The 15,920-nt window shown below is 70.9% G+C and carries 16 protein-coding genes; 10 read left to right on the top strand and 6 right to left on the bottom strand.

Annotated elements, in window-relative coordinates; translation table 11 throughout:
- Positions 1-52 precede the first annotated feature (52 nt).
- From EV186_RS10200 to EV186_RS10175, 6 genes are all read left to right on the top strand, one after another.
- The gene (locus EV186_RS10200) at positions 53-1,039 is read left to right on the top strand and encodes an ABC transporter permease (RefSeq protein ID WP_133848997.1); all 987 of its coding nucleotides are present in this window, start codon (positions 53-55) and stop codon (positions 1,037-1,039) included.
- Positions 1,039-1,947: an ABC transporter permease gene (locus EV186_RS10195; protein ID WP_133848996.1), complete on the top strand. Its 909-nt coding sequence runs from the start codon at positions 1,039-1,041 to the stop codon at positions 1,945-1,947. The genes EV186_RS10200 and EV186_RS10195 overlap by 1 nt, the downstream gene beginning before the upstream one ends.
- A complete protein-coding gene (locus tag EV186_RS10190; RefSeq protein ID WP_133848995.1) occupies positions 1,944-4,043 on the top strand; it encodes a dipeptide ABC transporter ATP-binding protein in 2,100 nt (699 codons plus the stop codon). Before EV186_RS10195 ends, EV186_RS10190 begins: the two co-directional genes overlap by 4 nt.
- Positions 4,040-5,725: an ABC transporter family substrate-binding protein gene (locus tag EV186_RS10185; RefSeq protein ID WP_133848994.1), complete on the top strand. Its 1,686-nt coding sequence runs from the start codon at positions 4,040-4,042 to the stop codon at positions 5,723-5,725. The genes EV186_RS10190 and EV186_RS10185 overlap by 4 nt, the downstream gene beginning before the upstream one ends.
- 159 nt (positions 5,726-5,884) lie before the next feature.
- Positions 5,885-6,316 (top strand): hypothetical protein, encoded by a 432-nt coding sequence (locus EV186_RS10180; RefSeq protein ID WP_133848993.1) that lies wholly within the window; start codon positions 5,885-5,887, stop codon positions 6,314-6,316.
- A gap of 25 nt (positions 6,317-6,341) precedes the next feature.
- Positions 6,342-6,983, top strand: coding sequence for a hypothetical protein (locus tag EV186_RS10175; protein WP_133848992.1), 642 nt, complete (start codon positions 6,342-6,344; stop codon positions 6,981-6,983).
- A 145-nt stretch (positions 6,984-7,128) separates the two neighbouring features.
- On the opposite strand, the gene EV186_RS10170 is transcribed toward EV186_RS10175, so the two are convergent.
- Positions 7,129-7,929: a class I SAM-dependent methyltransferase gene (locus tag EV186_RS10170; protein WP_133848991.1), complete on the bottom strand. Its 801-nt coding sequence runs from the start codon at positions 7,927-7,929 to the stop codon at positions 7,129-7,131.
- A gap of 8 nt (positions 7,930-7,937) precedes the next feature.
- Positions 7,938-8,702, bottom strand: a complete 765-nt coding sequence (locus EV186_RS10165; RefSeq protein ID WP_133848990.1) for an AraC family transcriptional regulator — start codon at positions 8,700-8,702, stop codon at positions 7,938-7,940.
- 54 nt (positions 8,703-8,756) lie between these two features.
- On the opposite strand from EV186_RS10165, the gene EV186_RS10160 reads away from it, so the two are divergent.
- Positions 8,757-9,737, top strand: coding sequence for a zinc-binding dehydrogenase (locus EV186_RS10160; protein ID WP_133848989.1), 981 nt, complete (start codon positions 8,757-8,759; stop codon positions 9,735-9,737).
- 41 nt (positions 9,738-9,778) lie between these two features.
- Here EV186_RS10160 and EV186_RS10155 read toward each other — a convergent pair whose 3' ends face one another.
- A complete protein-coding gene (locus tag EV186_RS10155) occupies positions 9,779-10,576 on the bottom strand; it encodes an ABC transporter permease (RefSeq protein ID WP_133848988.1) in 798 nt (265 codons plus the stop codon).
- Positions 10,573-11,490: an ABC transporter ATP-binding protein gene (locus EV186_RS10150; protein ID WP_133848987.1), complete on the bottom strand. Its 918-nt coding sequence runs from the start codon at positions 11,488-11,490 to the stop codon at positions 10,573-10,575. The genes EV186_RS10155 and EV186_RS10150 overlap by 4 nt, the downstream gene beginning before the upstream one ends.
- Positions 11,491-11,660: 170 nt before the next feature.
- Here EV186_RS10150 and EV186_RS10145 point away from each other — a divergent pair, with 170 nt between their 5' ends.
- Positions 11,661-11,870: a hypothetical protein gene (locus tag EV186_RS10145; protein WP_133848986.1), complete on the top strand. Its 210-nt coding sequence runs from the start codon at positions 11,661-11,663 to the stop codon at positions 11,868-11,870.
- Here the strand turns inward: EV186_RS10145 and EV186_RS10140 are convergent.
- A complete protein-coding gene (locus EV186_RS10140) occupies positions 11,860-13,086 on the bottom strand; it encodes a sensor histidine kinase (RefSeq protein WP_133848985.1) in 1,227 nt (408 codons plus the stop codon). The genes EV186_RS10145 and EV186_RS10140 overlap by 11 nt on opposite strands.
- Positions 13,087-13,089: 3 nt before the next feature.
- Positions 13,090-13,737, bottom strand: a complete 648-nt coding sequence (locus EV186_RS10135; RefSeq protein WP_133848984.1) for a response regulator — start codon at positions 13,735-13,737, stop codon at positions 13,090-13,092.
- A gap of 200 nt (positions 13,738-13,937) precedes the next feature.
- Here EV186_RS10135 and EV186_RS10130 point away from each other — a divergent pair, with 200 nt between their 5' ends.
- Together EV186_RS10130 and EV186_RS10125 are read left to right on the top strand one after the other, a co-directional pair.
- A complete protein-coding gene (locus EV186_RS10130) occupies positions 13,938-15,047 on the top strand; it encodes a S1 family peptidase (protein ID WP_133848983.1) in 1,110 nt (369 codons plus the stop codon).
- A gap of 37 nt (positions 15,048-15,084) precedes the next feature.
- Positions 15,085-15,912 (top strand): carbohydrate-binding protein, encoded by an 828-nt coding sequence (locus tag EV186_RS10125; RefSeq protein WP_133848982.1) that lies wholly within the window; start codon positions 15,085-15,087, stop codon positions 15,910-15,912.
- Positions 15,913-15,920: the final 8 nt, after the last annotated feature.

Here is a 15,920-nt window from a genome sequence, read left to right as displayed (position 1 = left end):
GGTTGGTGATACTGATTCGACCGCAGGCGACGAGTGGTGCGAAGGGGGGCCAGTGTTCCGGTACGTCGTGCGCAAGGCCGTCGGCTGGCTCGTGATGATCATCGTGGCGACCAACGCGACGTACTTCCTGGCCAGCTGGTTCCTCGACCCCCGGTCCAACTACCGCGATCTGCGGCCGGTGCGGACCGACGAGCAGATCAGCAACGCGCTCGCGCCCTACGGCCTCGACCCCCGCACGTCGGTGCTGTCGCGGTGGTGGCACTGGCTGACCGACGTGGTGACCCGCTTCGACTGGGGCCACTCGCCGACCGGCGTGCCGGTGAACTCCGAACTGCCGCACCGGATCCTGGTCAGCGGGCAGCTGATCCTCGTCGGGGTCGTGCTGTCCGTGGTGCTCGGCGTCGCGTTGGGCGTCTACACGGCGAGCCGCCAATACGGAGCGGTCGATCGGGTGACGCAGACCCTGTCGGTGGTGCTCTACAACGTGCCGACCGTGGTCAGCGCCCTCGGGCTGGTGCTGGTGGCGATCTCGTTGAACCAGCACCTCGGGTTCACGTTCCTGCACGTGGCCGGCGCGAACACCGCGGGCGGCGTCGACGGCTTCTGGCCCAACGTCCTCGACCGGCTCAACCACCTCATCCTGCCCACGGTCAACCTGACCCTGACCGGCTACGTCAGCTGGCACCTCACGCAACGGGCGCTGCTGCTCGACGCGCTCAACGCCGACTACGTCCGGACCGCCCGCGCGACCGGACTGACCCGGGCGCAGGCCATCCGCCGCCACGCGTTGCGTGCCTCGCTCATCCCGACCGCGACCTCGATCGCGTTCACCATCCCGGCGGTGCTGACCGGCGCGATCATCACCGAGACCGTGTTCGGCTGGGAAGGCATGGGGCGCTACTTCATCCAGACCATCAACAAGAACGACGTGCACGGCGCCGTCGCGGTGGCCGCCTTCGGCGCGGTCATGACCGCGATCGGGGCGATCCTCGCCGACATCGCCACCGTGGCCCTGGATCCGAGAGTGCGGGTGAGCTGATGACCGACGTCGGTGGTGATGTCCTCGGTGGCGCCGTTGGCGCGCCTTCGTTGCGGCTCGGGCGCTCCCGGCTGTACCTGCGCCGGTTCGCCCGCAACCGTGGCGCCCTGGTCGGGGTGGTGATCCTGGTGCTGCTGATCGGCTATGCCGCGATCGGCACCGTGTTCACGCCGTGGAGCTGGTCCGATCAGGACTTCCTGGCCCTGACCCAGGAGCCGAGCCGGCTGCACCCGCTCGGCACCAACCAGGGCGGCAACGACATGCTGGCCCAGACCGTGCACGGGTTGCAGCGCTCGCTGGTGATCGCGCTGAGCGTGTCCGTGCTGACGTTGCTGATCGCGGTCGTCGTCGGCGCCGGGGCCGCGTACCTGGGTGGCCGGGTCGAACGGATGACGTTGATGGTCATCCACTTCCTGCTCGTGGTGCCCTCGTTCCTGATCCTCGCGCTGGTCTCCAACCAGGTGGCGGGCGACTGGCGGGTGCTGATCGTCGTGCTCACGTTGTTCGGCTGGATGTTCACCGCGCGCGTGGTGTGGTCGGTGTCGACCTCGTTGCGGGAACGGGATTACGTGCTGGCGGCCGAGCTGATGGGCGTGTCCAGCTGGCGGATCGTCGTCCGGCACATCATTCCGCACCTCGGCGCGCTGCTGATCGTGAACTTCACCCTCGGCGTGGTCACGACGGTGCTGAGCGAGACCTCGTTGAGCTTCCTCGGTTTCGGCGTCAAGACCCCGGACGTGTCCCTGGGATCGCTGCTCGCCGACGGCGCGGGCACCATCAGCAGCGCCCCGTGGCTGTTCGCCTCGCCCGCGGCGTTGCTGGTGCTGCTGACCGTCTCGATGACGTTGATCGGTGACGGCCTGCGTGACGCGCTCGACCCGACCTCGACGGCCGGGGGCCGCGGATGACCGGCGCGTTGTTGTCCGTGCGCGACCTGCACGTCACCTTCCCGTCCGAACGCGGGCCGGTGGAAGCGGTGCGCGGCGTCAGCTTCGACATCCACCGCGGCCGCACGCTCGCGTTGGTCGGCGAGTCGGGTTCGGGCAAGTCGGCCACCGCGATGGCCGCGGTCGGCCTGCTGCCGCCGAACGCCAAGATCACCGGCGAGGTCTCCTTGGACGGCCGCGAGCTGCTCGGGCTGAGCGACCGGCAGTGGTCGGGCGTGCGGGGCAAGCGGATCGGCGTGGTGTTCCAGGACCCGCTCTCCGCCCTGACCCCGATCCTGTCCATCGGGCGCCAGCTCGCCGATGCGGTGCGCGTGCACACGGACCTGTCGAAGAAGCAGGCGTGGACCCGGGCGGTGGAGCTGCTCGACCTGGTCGGCATCGCGGACCCGGCGACGCGCGCGCAGGAGTTCCCGCACCAGTTCTCCGGCGGCATGCGCCAGCGCGTGGTGATCGCGCTCGCGATCGCCAACGACCCGGACCTGATCATCGCCGACGAGCCGACCACCGCGCTGGACGTCACCGTGCAGGCGCAGATCCTCGACGTGCTCGAGGTGGCCAAGGCCGAGACCGGCGCCGGGGTGCTGCTCATCACCCACGACCTCGGCGTGGTCGCGGGGCACGCCGACGACGTCGCCGTGATGTACGCGGGCCGCATCGTCGAGCGGGCGCCGGTCAAACGGCTGTACCGCGCGCCCGCGATGCCGTACACGCTGGGGTTGATCGGCTCGGTGCCCGACCCACACGCCACCCACCGCCGTCCGCTGGTGCCGATCGACGGCGAACCACCGTCCCCATTGGACCGGCCGCCGGGCTGCCCGTTCGCGCCGCGGTGCCCGCTGGTCGTGGACGCGTGCCGCGCGGCCGAACCGGAGCTGATTCCGATCGAGGACGAGCACACGGTCGCCTGCATCCGAGCCGAGGACGTGGTCGGTCAGCGCCCCGACGAGGTGTTCGAGGGCGCGCTCGCCGCCCCGGCGCGGGCAGTGGACGCCGAACCCGTGCTGCGGGTGCGCGGACTCGGCAAGACGTTCCCGATCACCAAGGGAACGATCGCGCGCCGCCAGGTGGGCACCCTGCACGCCGTCAGCGACGTCAGCTTCGAGATCGGGCCGGGCGAGACGTTCTGCCTGGTGGGGGAGTCCGGCAGCGGCAAGACCACGACTCTGCTGGAGATCCTGCGGTTGCGCCCGCCGGAGACCGGCACGGTGGAGGTGCTCGGCCGCGACCTGGCCACGACGCCCGCGCGCGAGATCGCGACCGAGCTGCGGCGGGCGGTCCAGCTCGTCATGCAGGATCCGCAGGCCGCGCTCGACCCCCGGCTGCCGGTGTTCGACCTGCTGGCCGAGCCGATGCGCGCCGCCGGGTTCGAGGCGGCCGCGATCCGCACACGGGTGACGGAGCTGCTCGACCTCGTCGGGTTGCCGCCGGACAGCCTGGACCGGTTCCCGGCCGCGTTCTCCGGCGGGCAGCGCCAGCGCCTGGCCATCGCCCGCGGGCTCGCGACCAAGCCGCGGCTGCTGGCCCTGGACGAGCCGGTGTCCGCTTTGGACGTCTCGGTGCAGGCGAGCGTGCTGAACCTGCTGGCCCACCTCAAGAACGAGCTCGGGCTGGTGCTGCTGGTGGTGGCGCACGACCTGGCCGTGGTGCGCCACATCGCCGACCGGATCGCGGTGATGTACCTCGGGCACGTCATCGAGACCGGGCCGGCGGAGCAGTTGTTCGCCGCGCCGCGGCACCCGTACACGCAGGCTTTGCTGTCCGCCGTGCCCATTCCCGACCCCGAGCGGGAACGCGCGCGCCGTCGGATCGTGCTCTCGGGCGAGCAACCCAGCGCGGCGGCGTTGCCCGCCGGGTGCGTGTTCGCCGACCGGTGCCAGTTGCGGCCCACGTTGTCCGAAGAACTCCAGAACCGGTGCCGGACCCAACGCCCGGCGCTGAGGGACCCCGACGAGGTCAGCGGGGTCAGCGAGGTCAGCGGAGTCGACGTGGCCTGCCACGCGGTGAATCCGCCAAGTGACTTGACGCGTGCGGCGTCAGGGAAGGAAGGACGACCATGAAGATCCACCCCGGGCCGCGCCGGCTCGCGGCGGGCACCCTCGCCGCCGCGTTGGCGATCACCCTCGCGGCCTGCGCGGACAAACCCGGCTCCGCCGCTTCGGGACCACCACCCGCCGCAGCACCGGCCGCGGTCGACTACAACCCCCAGCCGTACGACAACGTCAAGGACGGCGGCACGCTGCGGGTGCCCGGCTCGGTCATCGAGCAGGGCAACACCTTCCACGCCGACGCGAACCTCTCCGCCGCGCGGTTCTGGTTCTGGTACAACGCCGACGCGATCACGTACTCGCCGACCGGTGAGGTCCAGTACAACCCGGACTACTACTCGAACGTCAAGGTCGAGGTCGTCGGCGGCAACCAGAAGGTGACCATCGACCTCAACCCGAAGGCGGTCTTCAACGACGGCACCCCGATCGACTACCGGGCGCTCGAAGCGACCTGGAAGGCCGACAACGGGTCCGACAAGGACTACTACGCCAGCGACACCATCCCGTACGCGAAGATCACCTCGGTGCACGCGGGCACGAGCGACAAGCAGGCCGTGATCGAGTACAAGGGTGTGAACCCGTGGTGGACGGCGCAGTGGCTGACGTTCATGCACCCGAAGGCGGCGGCGGACGCGAAGACGTTCAACACCGCGTACCTGAGCAAGGTCCAGCCGCAGTGGGGCGCCGGCCCGTACGTCGTGACCCAGTACGACGCGAAGACCGGTGACGCGACCTTCGAACGCAACCCCAAGTGGTGGGGCAAGCGAGGCAAGCTGGACAAGCGGATCATCGTCGGCCTGGACCCCCAGGCCGCGATCAACGCCTTCCGCAACGGTGAGCTGGACTACGCGTCCACGGGCACCGCGGACCAGTTCAAGCAGATCTCCGGCGTGCGTGGGACCCAGGTCCGCAAGGGCGGCAGCCCCTTCGAGTACTTCCTGTTCCTCAACTCGAAGGCGCCGCTGCTCAAGGACCCGGCCGTGCGCAAGGCGCTGCTGGAGTCCATCGATCGCCCCCAGATCGCGTCGATCTGGTTGCAGGGCCTGGACTACAAGGAGCCGCTGCCCGGCTCGGCGCTCTACTACTCGTTCCAGAAGGGCTACCACGACAACGTCTCCGAGGTGATCAAGTTCGACCCGGAGACCGCGAAGAAGGAGCTCGACGCGGCCGGGTGGAAGCCCGGTGCCGACGGTGTGCGGGAGAAGGACGGCCAGCGCCTGGAGCTCGGGTACACCTTCACCGGTGACGACCCGCTGGACAAGGCGACGGCCGGTGCCGTGGCCAAGCAGCTCGCGCCGATCGGCATCAAGGTGACCGCCCGTCCGACCTCGGAGCAGGAGTTCGACTCGGTGGTCAGCGGCCGCAAGTTCGACCTGTTCCTGGCGGGCAACCGCTCGCTGGACCCGTTCGGCGCGCGGTACCTCGACGGCTTCTACGGCAGCACCAGCAACGAGAACCTCACTGGTGTCGGCACGCCGGAGCTGGACCAGGAGATCAAGGACGCCGCCAACATCGCCGACCCGGCCAAGCAGATCGAGAAGGCCAACGAGATCGAGCGCAAGGGGCTCGCGCTCTACGGGTTCATCCCGCTCTACAGCGGTCCGTCGATCTACGGCGTCTCGCAGGGCCTGGCCAACATCGGCGCGACCATCTTCGCCACACCGCTGCCGGAGACCGTGGGCTGGCAGAAGTAGCCGCTCCCCGGTAGCCACTCCTCGACGCCGTTCCGGTGCCCCGCGCACTGGAACGGCGTCGCGGGCAGTGCTCGGCGAATCGGCCGTTTGGTGCATGGTGGCGGACCCGGCCCGAGCGTACTGTCCGGCCGTCGGGGCAGTCCTTCGAAAGGATTCGCCATGTTCGGTAGGAGATTCGGTACGACCGCGGTCGTCGCGGGACTGGTCGCGCTCAGCGCGACGGTGCTCACCGCGACCCCCGCCGCCGCGGACACGTGCGTGGGCAGCCAGGTCGCGAGCATGAACACGACGAACCCCGCGAACGGCAACATCATCGCCATCACGCGCGCCTACCGCGGCAACGGGCAGATCTGCGTCGTGAGCGTCAAGCAGAACGGGTACTACGGCAAGCTCACGTACATGGAGCTGTGGATGTACAAGTCCGGCGTCAGTCCCAAGGTCGACAAGGGCAACTTCTACTACATGGCCGGGCCCGTGCGCATGACCGACAACGGCTGCATCCACTTCGAACTCGACCTGTGGAACGGCCCCGTGCCCGGTGGCGGCGTGAACATCCGCCAGGACTACTACTACCCGGGTGTCAATTGCTGAGCGTCGGCGCGCCCCGCACCGTGACATGACCGCATCTGACGCGACGCGGCGCTCGCTGCACGGGATCGCCGAGCTGCTGCTGGCCGGGCCGCAGTACCGGGCCAGCACGGAGATCGCCTTGCGGGTCACCGCCGACGGCTTCGCCACCACGGCCGAGCCCGACCTGCGCTTCGACGGCGTTGCGGTCGTGCACGGTGACCGGCGGGTGGCGGTGGCCGGACTGTCCTATGCGGACGTCGCCGACGGCCTGGGCGTGGTCGCGGGCCGGCCGCAGGACCTGTACCCCGACGGCTCGAACGCCCGGCCCGCCGACGTGATCAGCCTCGACCCGGCCGCGGTCCGCGCGCTCGTCGCCGCGTTCGTGGCTGGCGACGAGGCCCTGCGCCGGTTTGCCCCGGAGGAGCGGCCGGTCCTGTGGCCGGAGCACTTCGACGTCGGCATCACGGTCGGCGACGTCAACTACGGCCTGGCGCCGGGCGACGACCAACTGCCGGAGCCGTATGCCTACGTCGGCCCGCACACGCCGCGCACCGGCGAGTTCTGGAACATGCCGTTCGGTGCGGCGAAGCCCCTGCATGCCTTCGCCGACGTGGCGGCGATCGTGGCGTTCTTCGAGACCGGCCGGCGGCTGGCCGCAGCGGCTCCGGCCGACGACAAGAATCACTGATCCGTCGAAGCTGCGTGGATGGCTGCGGGTTTGGTGACCCTGTGCCGTGGGGGAGAGCCGCCGTCTGGCGCCGGGTGACGACTACTTGTCCGGGCTCCACGCCTGGTGTCGGCCCACATGCCGTTCGGTGCGCCAGTGGCCGGCCTCAGCGGCTCCGGCCGACGACGAGGACCAGCGAGCCGTCGAAGGTCGGCTGGGTGCGCAGGTGGCCGTGGCGGGTGTCCCAGGTGCCGTCGGCGAGGTCGCGGCCCAGCGTCGTGGTGAAGCGGGCCACGGCCTGCGGCTCGACGAAGCTCCAGGCTGAGCACGACAGCCGGGCGGCCGGGTCGAGCAGGGCCTCGGGCCGGCCGTAGTAGGCCTCGTTGAACCCGTCGACGCAGTCCAGGGGGATGGGGACCGGGTGGACGGTCGTGTGATCTCCCAGTGCCGCGGTCAGGTGCTCGACGGTGGGGTAGCGGCGGGCCTCGGCGTCGAGCACCTCGGGGCAGTACTCGTCGAGCCAGAAGCGGCGCAGCAGGAGCGGATCGGCGGTGAGCACGGCGATCGGCCCGCGGGTGACCCGGCGCAGTTCGGCCAGGCCCGCGTCGAGCTCCGTCCACTGGTGGACGCTGAACGTCGTCATCGCCGCGTCGAAGCTGTTGTCCGGGAAGGGAAGACGCTCCGCGGTGGCGTCGATGGCCGGTGCCAGGCCCGGTGGGCGCTGGGCCCGCATCCGTGCCGACGGCTCGACCGGGGTGACGTCGCGGTCCGCCGATTCGTAGGAACCCGCGCCGGCGCCGACGTTCAGCACCGTGCGGGCATCACCCAGCGCGTCGTGCACGACCCGCGCGATGCGCGGATCCGGGCGCCGGTAGCGGGAATAGCTGCCGCCGATGCGTCCGTAGTCGGCGTCACCCGCGCTGCCGTCCCCGTGTCGCTGATGTCGCCCGTGTCGTTGGAGATCCACAAGGCACGCTACCGCCGATCGCCCGCGCGGTGGCGCCCGGGCGTGGTTCCGATGATGTCGGTGAACGCCGCGATGAAGCCGCTGGGGTTCGACCAGCCGCACGCGTGGGCGACGTGCGCGGTGTCGTGGCCCTCGGCCAGCAGCACCAGCGCGTGGTGGATGCGCAACTGGGTGCGCCACTGGTAGAAGGTCATGCCCAGTTCGTCGTGCAGGAGCCGGCTGAGCGTGCGGGCACTGGCCCCGGTCGTGCGGCCGAGCTGGGCCAGCGGCGTGTTGTCCGCCGGGTCGGCGTGCAGCACGCGCGCGATGGCCCGCAACCGGTCGTCGCGGGGTTCGGGCAGGTGCAGCGGCTGCTCGCGGGCCTCCTGGAGTTCGTCGACCAGGACGCGGCGCAGCCGCGCGCGTGCGGCGCGGTCGTGCGTGCGCGGCCCGCTCAGGGTCAGCAGGACCTCCCGGGCGAGGTCGGAGGCGACGAACACGGCGGGGTGATCGGGGACCAGCCGGGCCAGCGCCGGTGGCAGAAACTCGATCCGCATGTCGGTGTGGCCGTGGGCGCGGTGGTGGTGGGCGAAGCCGGCCGGGATCCAGGCCACCCGGTTGGCGGGCACGATCGACGTACCGCGGTCGGTGTGCAGGGAAAGGACACCGCACGCGGCGTAGACGAGGTGGCCCCGGCGGTGGGAGTGGAGGTCGCTCGTCCCGCCCGGCGGCCACAGGTGCGCACCGCCGGACGGCCACACGCGGGAGATCGGAGCTTGGCGGCCAATAGGCATCGGTTGGCATTCTAGCGGTGGCCGGCCAGCCGGGTGTCCGGTCACAGTGGACGCATGAGCAAGACGATGCGAGCGGCGGTCTGCGTGCGGGCCGGCGGACCGGAAGTGCTGGAGCTGCGGGAGATCCCCGTTCCCGGCGAGCGTGCGGGCTGGAGCCTGGTGCGGGTCAGGGGCGCGGGTTTGAACCGGTCGGAGCTGCGAACCCGGCAAGGTCATTCCCCCGCCGTGGTCTTCCCGCGCGTGCTGGGGATCGAGTGCGTGGGAACCGTTGTGGCGTCGGGCGAGTTGGCGCCCGGGACGACCGTCGCGGCGGTGATGGGGGAGCTGGGCCGCGCCTTCGACGGCGGCTACGCCGAGTACGCCTTGATCCCGGACGCGTTGCTGATGCCGGTGACGACCACGTTGCCGTGGGAGGTGCTGGCCGCGCTGCCCGAGACGTACCTGACCGCGCAGGGTGCCCTGGACGCGCTGGGTGCCCTGGACGCGGTGGGCATCGAGCCGGGTGGACGGCTGCTGATCCGCGGCGGGACGTCCTCGGTCGGTCTCGCCGCCGCGTCGATCGCCGCCGGCCACGGCCTCGAGGTCACGGCCACGACCCGCCGCCCGGACAAGGCCGACGGGTTGCGCGCGGCCGGCGTCGACCACGTCCTGATCGACGATCCCGCCCTCGACGATGGGGTGCCGTTGCCGTGCACCCCTGACTACGTCCTGGACCTCGTCGGCGCCCGCACGACGGTGGATTCGCTGCGCCTGGTCCGGCGCGGCGGGACGGTGTGCGTGGCCGGCTCGCTCAGTGGCTGGACCATCGCCGGCTTCGAGCCGATTGCCGCGATCCCGTCGGGAACGAAGCTGACTGCCTTCCACAGCGACGACCTCAAGGGCGCGACGGCGGTCCTGCAGCGCATCGTCGACGCGGTCGAGACGGGTACCTATCGCCCCAACCTGGACCGCGTGTTCGCCCTGGACGACATCGTCGCCGCCCACCGCTACATGGAGGACGACGAAGCCACCGGCAAAATCATCGTGGTGCCGTGAGGGGCCCGGCCCACCCCCAGGAGGACCGGGCCCCACGCGGATCAGCCCGAGTCGCGTTTGCCCATCAGGGAAAGCGCCACCACCAGGGCCACGGCGACCCAGGTCACGAGGGTGCCCGCCCCTGTGAGCGGGCCCAGGTACGTCGCCGCGGCCGGGTCGAGCTGGGCGGTGCTCAGCTGCTCGGCCGCCGACGCCGGGAAGTAGGCGAGCACGTGGCTTTGCGCCCACGGCGGCAGGAACGCACCGAGGATCGCCGGTACGAAGATCAGCCCGATCGTGGTCGCGATCGCACCGGCGGCGCTGCGCATCATCACCGCGAACGCCAGGGCCAGCAGGCCGAACGCCGCCATCTCCACGCCCCAGCCCAGCAGGCTGCGCAGCACCCCCGGCCCGGTCAGGCCGAGCGTCGGCACCGCCGGGTTGATGCCCAGCACCGCCTGGCCGATCAGGAACGCGAGCGTCGCGAACACCGTGCCCAGCACGAATCCCAGCGCTGCGACGACGATCGCCTTCGCCGCGAGGACACGCCCGCGGCCCGGAGTGATCGACAGGGTCAGTCGGATCATGCCCGTCGCGTACTCCGACGACGTCGCGAGCGCGCCCAGCACCGCGACGATGATCAAGCCGAGGTTCATCCCGACCATGCTGGTGCCCGCCGCGTCGAAGCCGGTGCGCTGGTCGGCGGGCAAGCCCGCGTAGTTCGCCTCGGTCAGGAAGCTGAACAGCACGGAGAAGCCGACGCTCACCACCAGCGCGGCGATGATCACCACCCACGTGGAGCGAACCGAGCGGAGCTTCGTCCACTCCGCGGGCAAGGTGTTCCCGACCAACGTGGTCACTGGTCCCCCTCGGCAGTCGGGCGGTACTGCACGCTCGCCCGCGTGCGGTCCATGAATGCGGCCTCGAGGCTGGCTCGCACCGGGGTCAGCTCGTGCACGCCGAGCCCGTGTTCGAGGGCGAGGTCGCCGATCTTCGGCGCGTCCAGCCCGGTGACCGCGAGCGCCCCGTCGGCGCCGCGGGTGACCTCGCCGCCGACGCCCGCGAGCACCCGCGCCAGCTCGTCGGCGCGCGGCGACACCACCCGCACGTGGCTGAGCGAGTCGCGTTGCATGAACTCGGTGATCGGCATGTCCGCGATCAGCTCGCCGCGGCCGATGACGACCACGTGCTCGGCGGTCTCCTGCATCTCGTTCATCAGGTGGCTGGAGACGAACACCGTCCGGCCTTCGGCGGCCAGGTCCCGCATCAGCGTGCGGATCCAGAAGATGCCCTCCGGGTCGAGCCCGTTCACCGGCTCGTCGAACAACAGCACCGGTGGGTCGCCCAGCAGGGCGGTGGCAATGCCCAGGCGCTGGTACATGCCGAGGGAGAACGAGCCGACCTTGCGGTCCGCCACGCCGCCCAGGCCGGCCAGGTCGAGCACCTCGCCGACCCGGCGGCGCGGGATGCCGCCAGCCTGCGCGACCCACTGCAGGTGCCGGTATGCGGTGCGCGCGCCGTGCACGGCCTTCGCGTCGAGCAACGCGCCGACCTCCCGCAGCGGCGCGGGAAGGTCCTGATAGGACTTGCCGCCGACGGTCACCGACCCGCTGGTCGGCCGGTCCAGGCCGAGGATCATCCGCATCGTCGTGGACTTGCCCGCGCCGTTGGGCCCGAGGAAACCGGTGACCACGCCGGGTTTGAGGTCGAAGGACAACCCGTCGACGGCCGTCGTGGTGCCGTATCTCTTGGTGAGGTCTTGCGCCTTGATCACGGTTCCATGCAAGCCGAACGCCCGCCCACCCGCTACCGGACTTGGTGGTCACCGTCCACAACAAAAGTTGTCTTCAGCGGATCGGGTGACAACCTTTGCCGGCTGTGCGCGGCGCAGGACGTCATATTGACTGCGGAGAACCGAATCCGATCCGTCCAAAGGAGACCGACATGGCCGACAAGGGCCGCCCCGGTGTCTCGATGCTCGTGGCACTCGTCCTGCTGGTGGCCGGCGCCGCCATCATCATCGTGAACACCGACCACCCCCTCGGCGTGGTCGGCGGCATCGTGACCGCGCTCGTCGGCGTCGCCTTCTTCATCCGCGGGGTCGCCGCCCGCAAGACCACACCCGAAGGCCGCCGTCGGTTCTTTATCTCCTGACGCGGTTCTCGTTGGTCGGCACGTAGGTCGGCAGCTCCGCCGCGACCTCGAAACCGCCATCCGCGGTCGGTCCCGTGGTCAGCGTGCCGCCGACCAGGTCGACGCGGTGGCCCAGGCTGGTCAGGCCGAGCCCGGACCCGCTGCCCGCCAGCACCGCGTCCGGCGGGCGGGCCGGCGCCGAGTTCCGCACCAGCACCGAGATCGCGTCGGACCCGTAGCGCAACCGGACGAGCACCTCGGCCCCCGGCGCGTGCTTGCGGGTGTTCGTCAACGCCTCCTGCACGATCCGGTGCACCGTGCGGGCGATGGTCGGCGACATCACCGACCGCTCGCCGGTCACCTCAAGGTCGACCGGGATGCCGGCTGCCGTGGACTCGCGTGCCGGTTCGGCCGGGTCGGGCGCCTGGTCCGCCACGACGGGCTCGCGACGGCGCTCGTCGGCCTCGGCGGGATCGCTGTTGAGCACGCCGACCAGGTCGCGCAGCTCGTCGAGCGCGCCCGCGCCCGCCGACCGGATGTCCGCGGCGGCCTTGCGCACCGCGGGATCGGTCGACGTCACGCCCATCGCGTCGGCCTGCAACACCATCAGGCTCAGCCCGTGGGTGAGCACGTCGTGCATCTCCGCGGCCAGCCGTCGGCGTTCCTCGAACCGCGCGCGCTCGGCCATGAGGTGCTGCTCACGTTCGGCCCGCTCGGCGCGATCCCGCAGCGAGCGCAGCAATTCCTTGCGCGCGTTGAGGTACAGCACCAGCACGGCGGGGCCGATCGTGCTGAGCAACCCGACCGGCGTCACCGTCCAGCTGGGCGCCCACGGCCGGCTGCCGATCACCGCGAGCAAGCCGGTCAACGAGAACGCGATCCGCGGCGATTCGCGCTGAACCAGGAAGATGATCACCACCGGCGCCGCGCGCGGCAGGGTCAGCGGGCTGGCCGGTTCGACCGGTGCGAAGAGCCCCGGCGCGAAGGTGTCGGAGTACAGCGTCAGCAGCCCGGCGAGCACGACCAGCCCGGCCACCGCGCGCGGGAACCGGCCGGCCAGCACGAGCGACGCGTCGACCGCCAGCTGGATCACCAGGTCGGCGCGCGGGCCGGCCCAGCCGGTGGTGGGCTGGCTGTTCAGGCAGATCGCGACGTCGAGCAGGCAGAACACCAGCGCGACGCTGACCTGGGTGGCCAGCTGCCTGCGGGTGGGGCGATCGTGGGTGAGGGCGGGCATCGCTCAGCCCATCAGCCCGGCTTCGTGCGCCAGCAAACCCGCCTGGGTGCGGTTGTCGCAGCCGAGTTTGGTGAGCATCCGCGACACGTAGCTCTTCACCGTCGCCTCGGAGAGGTGCAGCTTCGCGGCGACGCCGGCGTTGGACATGCCTTCGCCGAGGCAGCGCAACAAGTCCAGCTCGCGCTCGGTGAGTTCGTCGACCCGCGCCCGGGCCTGCTCGGTGCGCTGGTGTTCGCCCGCCGACGCGGTCACGACCCGCCGTGCGGCGTCTTTCGACAGCACCGTGTGGCCGTCCGCGGCGACGCGGACCAGGCCGATGAGGTCCTCGGGTGGTGTCGTCTTGAGCAGGAAGCCCGACGCGCCCGCGCGCAGGGCCCGCAGCACATGGCTGTCGGTGTCGAACGTGGTGAGCGCGACCAGCGCGGGCGCGGTCGGCAGCTTGGCGATCCGCTCGATCGCGGTCAGCCCGTCCACCTCGGGCATCCGCAGGTCCATCAGCATCACGTCGGGCCGGAACCGCATGGCCGCCTCGATCGCCTCGGCGCCATCCTGCGCGGTCGCGACGACCTCGATGTCGTCGGCGGAGGTCAGCACCGTGCGCAGGTGCGCGAGCACCATCGGCTCGTCGTCGACGAGGACGATCCGGATCACGAGGCCTGCTCACCGCGGGTACGCACGGACCGGAGTATCGCATCGCCGGGCCGGCCGCATCGGGTGAGCCGGGCACGCTGGGTGGTTGGCGGGGCACGCGGGGCAGACAAAAGGGCAAGCCCGGCCGCAAGGCTGGATCTGGGTCTCCGCTCTCCAACACGGTGGGTGAATAACCGTCTGACTGCGGAGGTGTCACCCACATGCGCCGGAGAACTTCCTTAGCGGTGGTCGCGCTCGCGACGGCGACCTTGATGTCCTTGGCTTTCGTCCCAACGGTTGCGGCGCAGGCTTCACCTGGCCTGCTCGCCGCCATGCAGCACGACCTCGGCCTCACCACCGAGCAGGCTTCGCTCCGGCTGGCCCAGGAGCACCAGGCGACCGACGTGCTGCCCGCCGCACAGCACGCGGCCGGCGCCGCGTACGGCGGGGCCTGGTTCGATCCCACGCGCGGCAAGCTGGTCGTCGGCGTGACCGATCCCGCCGTGGGTGCCGCGGTGCGGAACACCGGCAGCGACACCGTGCTCGTACCGGTGAGCGCGGCCGAGCTGGACGGCGCGAAGGCGGCGCTCGACCGGTCCACCGCGCCGGCCTCGGTGACCAGCTGGCGGACCGATCCGAAGACCGGCCACCTGGTCGTCTCGATCAACCGATCCGACGCCGCCGCGCTCGCGTTCGTCAAGCGCGCCAAGGCATCCGGCATCCCGGTGCGGGTGGAGTCCGCGCCCCGCCCGGTGACCGCCTCGGCGGGCACGGTCGGCGGCGACCCGTACTACATCAACGGCAACGTCCGCTGCTCGATCGGGTTCTCGGTGCAGGGCGGGTTCGTCAGCGCGGGGCACTGCGGCAGCGCGGGCAGCACGGTGACCGGCTGGGACGGCTCGGCGATGGGCTCGTTCGTCGATTCCTCCTTCCCGGGCAACGACTACTCCTACGTCAGCATCGGCAACGGCTGGTGGACCACGCCGGTCGTGCTCGGCTGGGGCACCACCAGCGACCAGCTCGTGCGTGGTTCGAACGTCGCCCCGCCCGGCACGTCGATCTGCCGCTCGGGCTCGACCACGCACTGGCACTGCGGTGTGGTCGAGGCGCTGAACGAGACCGTCAACTACGCGCAGGGCTCGGTGTACGAGCTGACCCGCACGTCGGTGTGCGCGGAACCGGGTGACTCCGGTGGCTCTTTCATCTCCGGCGACCAGGCGCAGGGCGTCACGTCCGGCACCAACGGCAACTGCACGACCGGCGGTCAGACGTGGTTCCAGCCGGTCAACGAGATCCTGCAGCGGTACGGCCTGACGCTCGTCACCGCCTGACCTTTCCCTTGCGTAGCAACCCTTTTGGAGACCATCCATGCGTTCTTTACTCGTGGCGCTGTCGATCGCGGCCGGCCTGACCATCCCGGTGACCGCGGCTTCGGCGCAGCAGGCCACCCACTCCGAGGTCGTCGGAGCCAAACCCGGCACGACCGCGACGGCGGCGGCCGATCGCTTCCGGGAGCTCCGCTCGCACCGGGCACCGGCGATCAAGGCCAGCATCCACGACGACTGGGGGACCTACACCAGCGGCGCCGCCGTGACCGGTCAGGACGCCGTCCAGTCCGTCTACAGTGACCTGTCGGTCTCGGGCGACACCCTGTACGCGCCGACGATGAAGGCGCCGGGCTCGTGCGTCGAGCTGGTGACCACCTACACCGGGGGCGTGCGGCAGGTGTGGGCCTGGGACTGGTGCGTCAGCGTGAACGTGGCCCGGTCGGTGACCATCGACGGCACCTTCCGGGCGAACTACGTGACGTCGGTCAACGGCCACGACTCCTACCACGGCCGGGTCGAGCAGACCGACGCGAGCCGCAACACCTGGACCGCCTGGCTGTTCAACTATCGCACCGGCCAGTGGGACACGTTCTACACCCAGTCCGGCACCGACCAGTCGCGCGACGGCCGCAGCTGGAACATCTTCGAGATCTACGCCAGCGGCGACACGACGGCGCAGTACTGCACCGCGCTGGGCAGCAGGGTGATCGAGAGCAGCAGCTACCGGATCAGGCTGAACGGCGCGTGGACGGCGGCCGGCACGGGCAACACGTCGGTGCTCTCCAACTCGTCGTCCAACAACTTCCTCTGCCCGGGGCTGACGCGCACCGTCGTCCACCCCAACGACGACTGGCAGGTCCACCGCTGACGACCGGG

It is taken from the genome of Labedaea rhizosphaerae (genome assembly GCF_004362825.1).
In the GTDB taxonomy this organism is placed as follows: domain Bacteria; phylum Actinomycetota; class Actinomycetes; order Mycobacteriales; family Pseudonocardiaceae; genus Labedaea; species Labedaea rhizosphaerae.
Note: the sequence above shows the minus strand (reverse complement) of the source record. Positions and strands in the feature narration are given on the sequence as shown.

Coding starts and splice junctions, on each gene's coding strand:
- EV186_RS10175 (WP_133848992.1), top strand. CDS start 6,342: ATGACCGCATCTGACGCGACGCGGCGCTCGCTGCACGGGATCGCCGAG.
- EV186_RS10195 (WP_133848996.1), top strand. CDS start 1,039: ATGACCGACGTCGGTGGTGATGTCCTCGGTGGCGCCGTTGGCGCGCCT.
- EV186_RS10140 (WP_133848985.1), bottom strand. CDS start 13,086: ATGCCCGCCCTCACCCACGATCGCCCCACCCGCAGGCAGCTGGCCACC.
- EV186_RS10130 (WP_133848983.1), top strand. CDS start 13,938: ATGCGCCGGAGAACTTCCTTAGCGGTGGTCGCGCTCGCGACGGCGACC.
- EV186_RS10185 (WP_133848994.1), top strand. CDS start 4,040: ATGAAGATCCACCCCGGGCCGCGCCGGCTCGCGGCGGGCACCCTCGCC.
- EV186_RS10180 (WP_133848993.1), top strand. CDS start 5,885: ATGTTCGGTAGGAGATTCGGTACGACCGCGGTCGTCGCGGGACTGGTC.
- EV186_RS10145 (WP_133848986.1), top strand. CDS start 11,661: ATGGCCGACAAGGGCCGCCCCGGTGTCTCGATGCTCGTGGCACTCGTC.
- EV186_RS10190 (WP_133848995.1), top strand. CDS start 1,944: ATGACCGGCGCGTTGTTGTCCGTGCGCGACCTGCACGTCACCTTCCCG.
- EV186_RS10165 (WP_133848990.1), bottom strand. CDS start 8,702: ATGCCTATTGGCCGCCAAGCTCCGATCTCCCGCGTGTGGCCGTCCGGC.
- EV186_RS10125 (WP_133848982.1), top strand. CDS start 15,085: ATGCGTTCTTTACTCGTGGCGCTGTCGATCGCGGCCGGCCTGACCATC.
- EV186_RS10160 (WP_133848989.1), top strand. CDS start 8,757: ATGAGCAAGACGATGCGAGCGGCGGTCTGCGTGCGGGCCGGCGGACCG.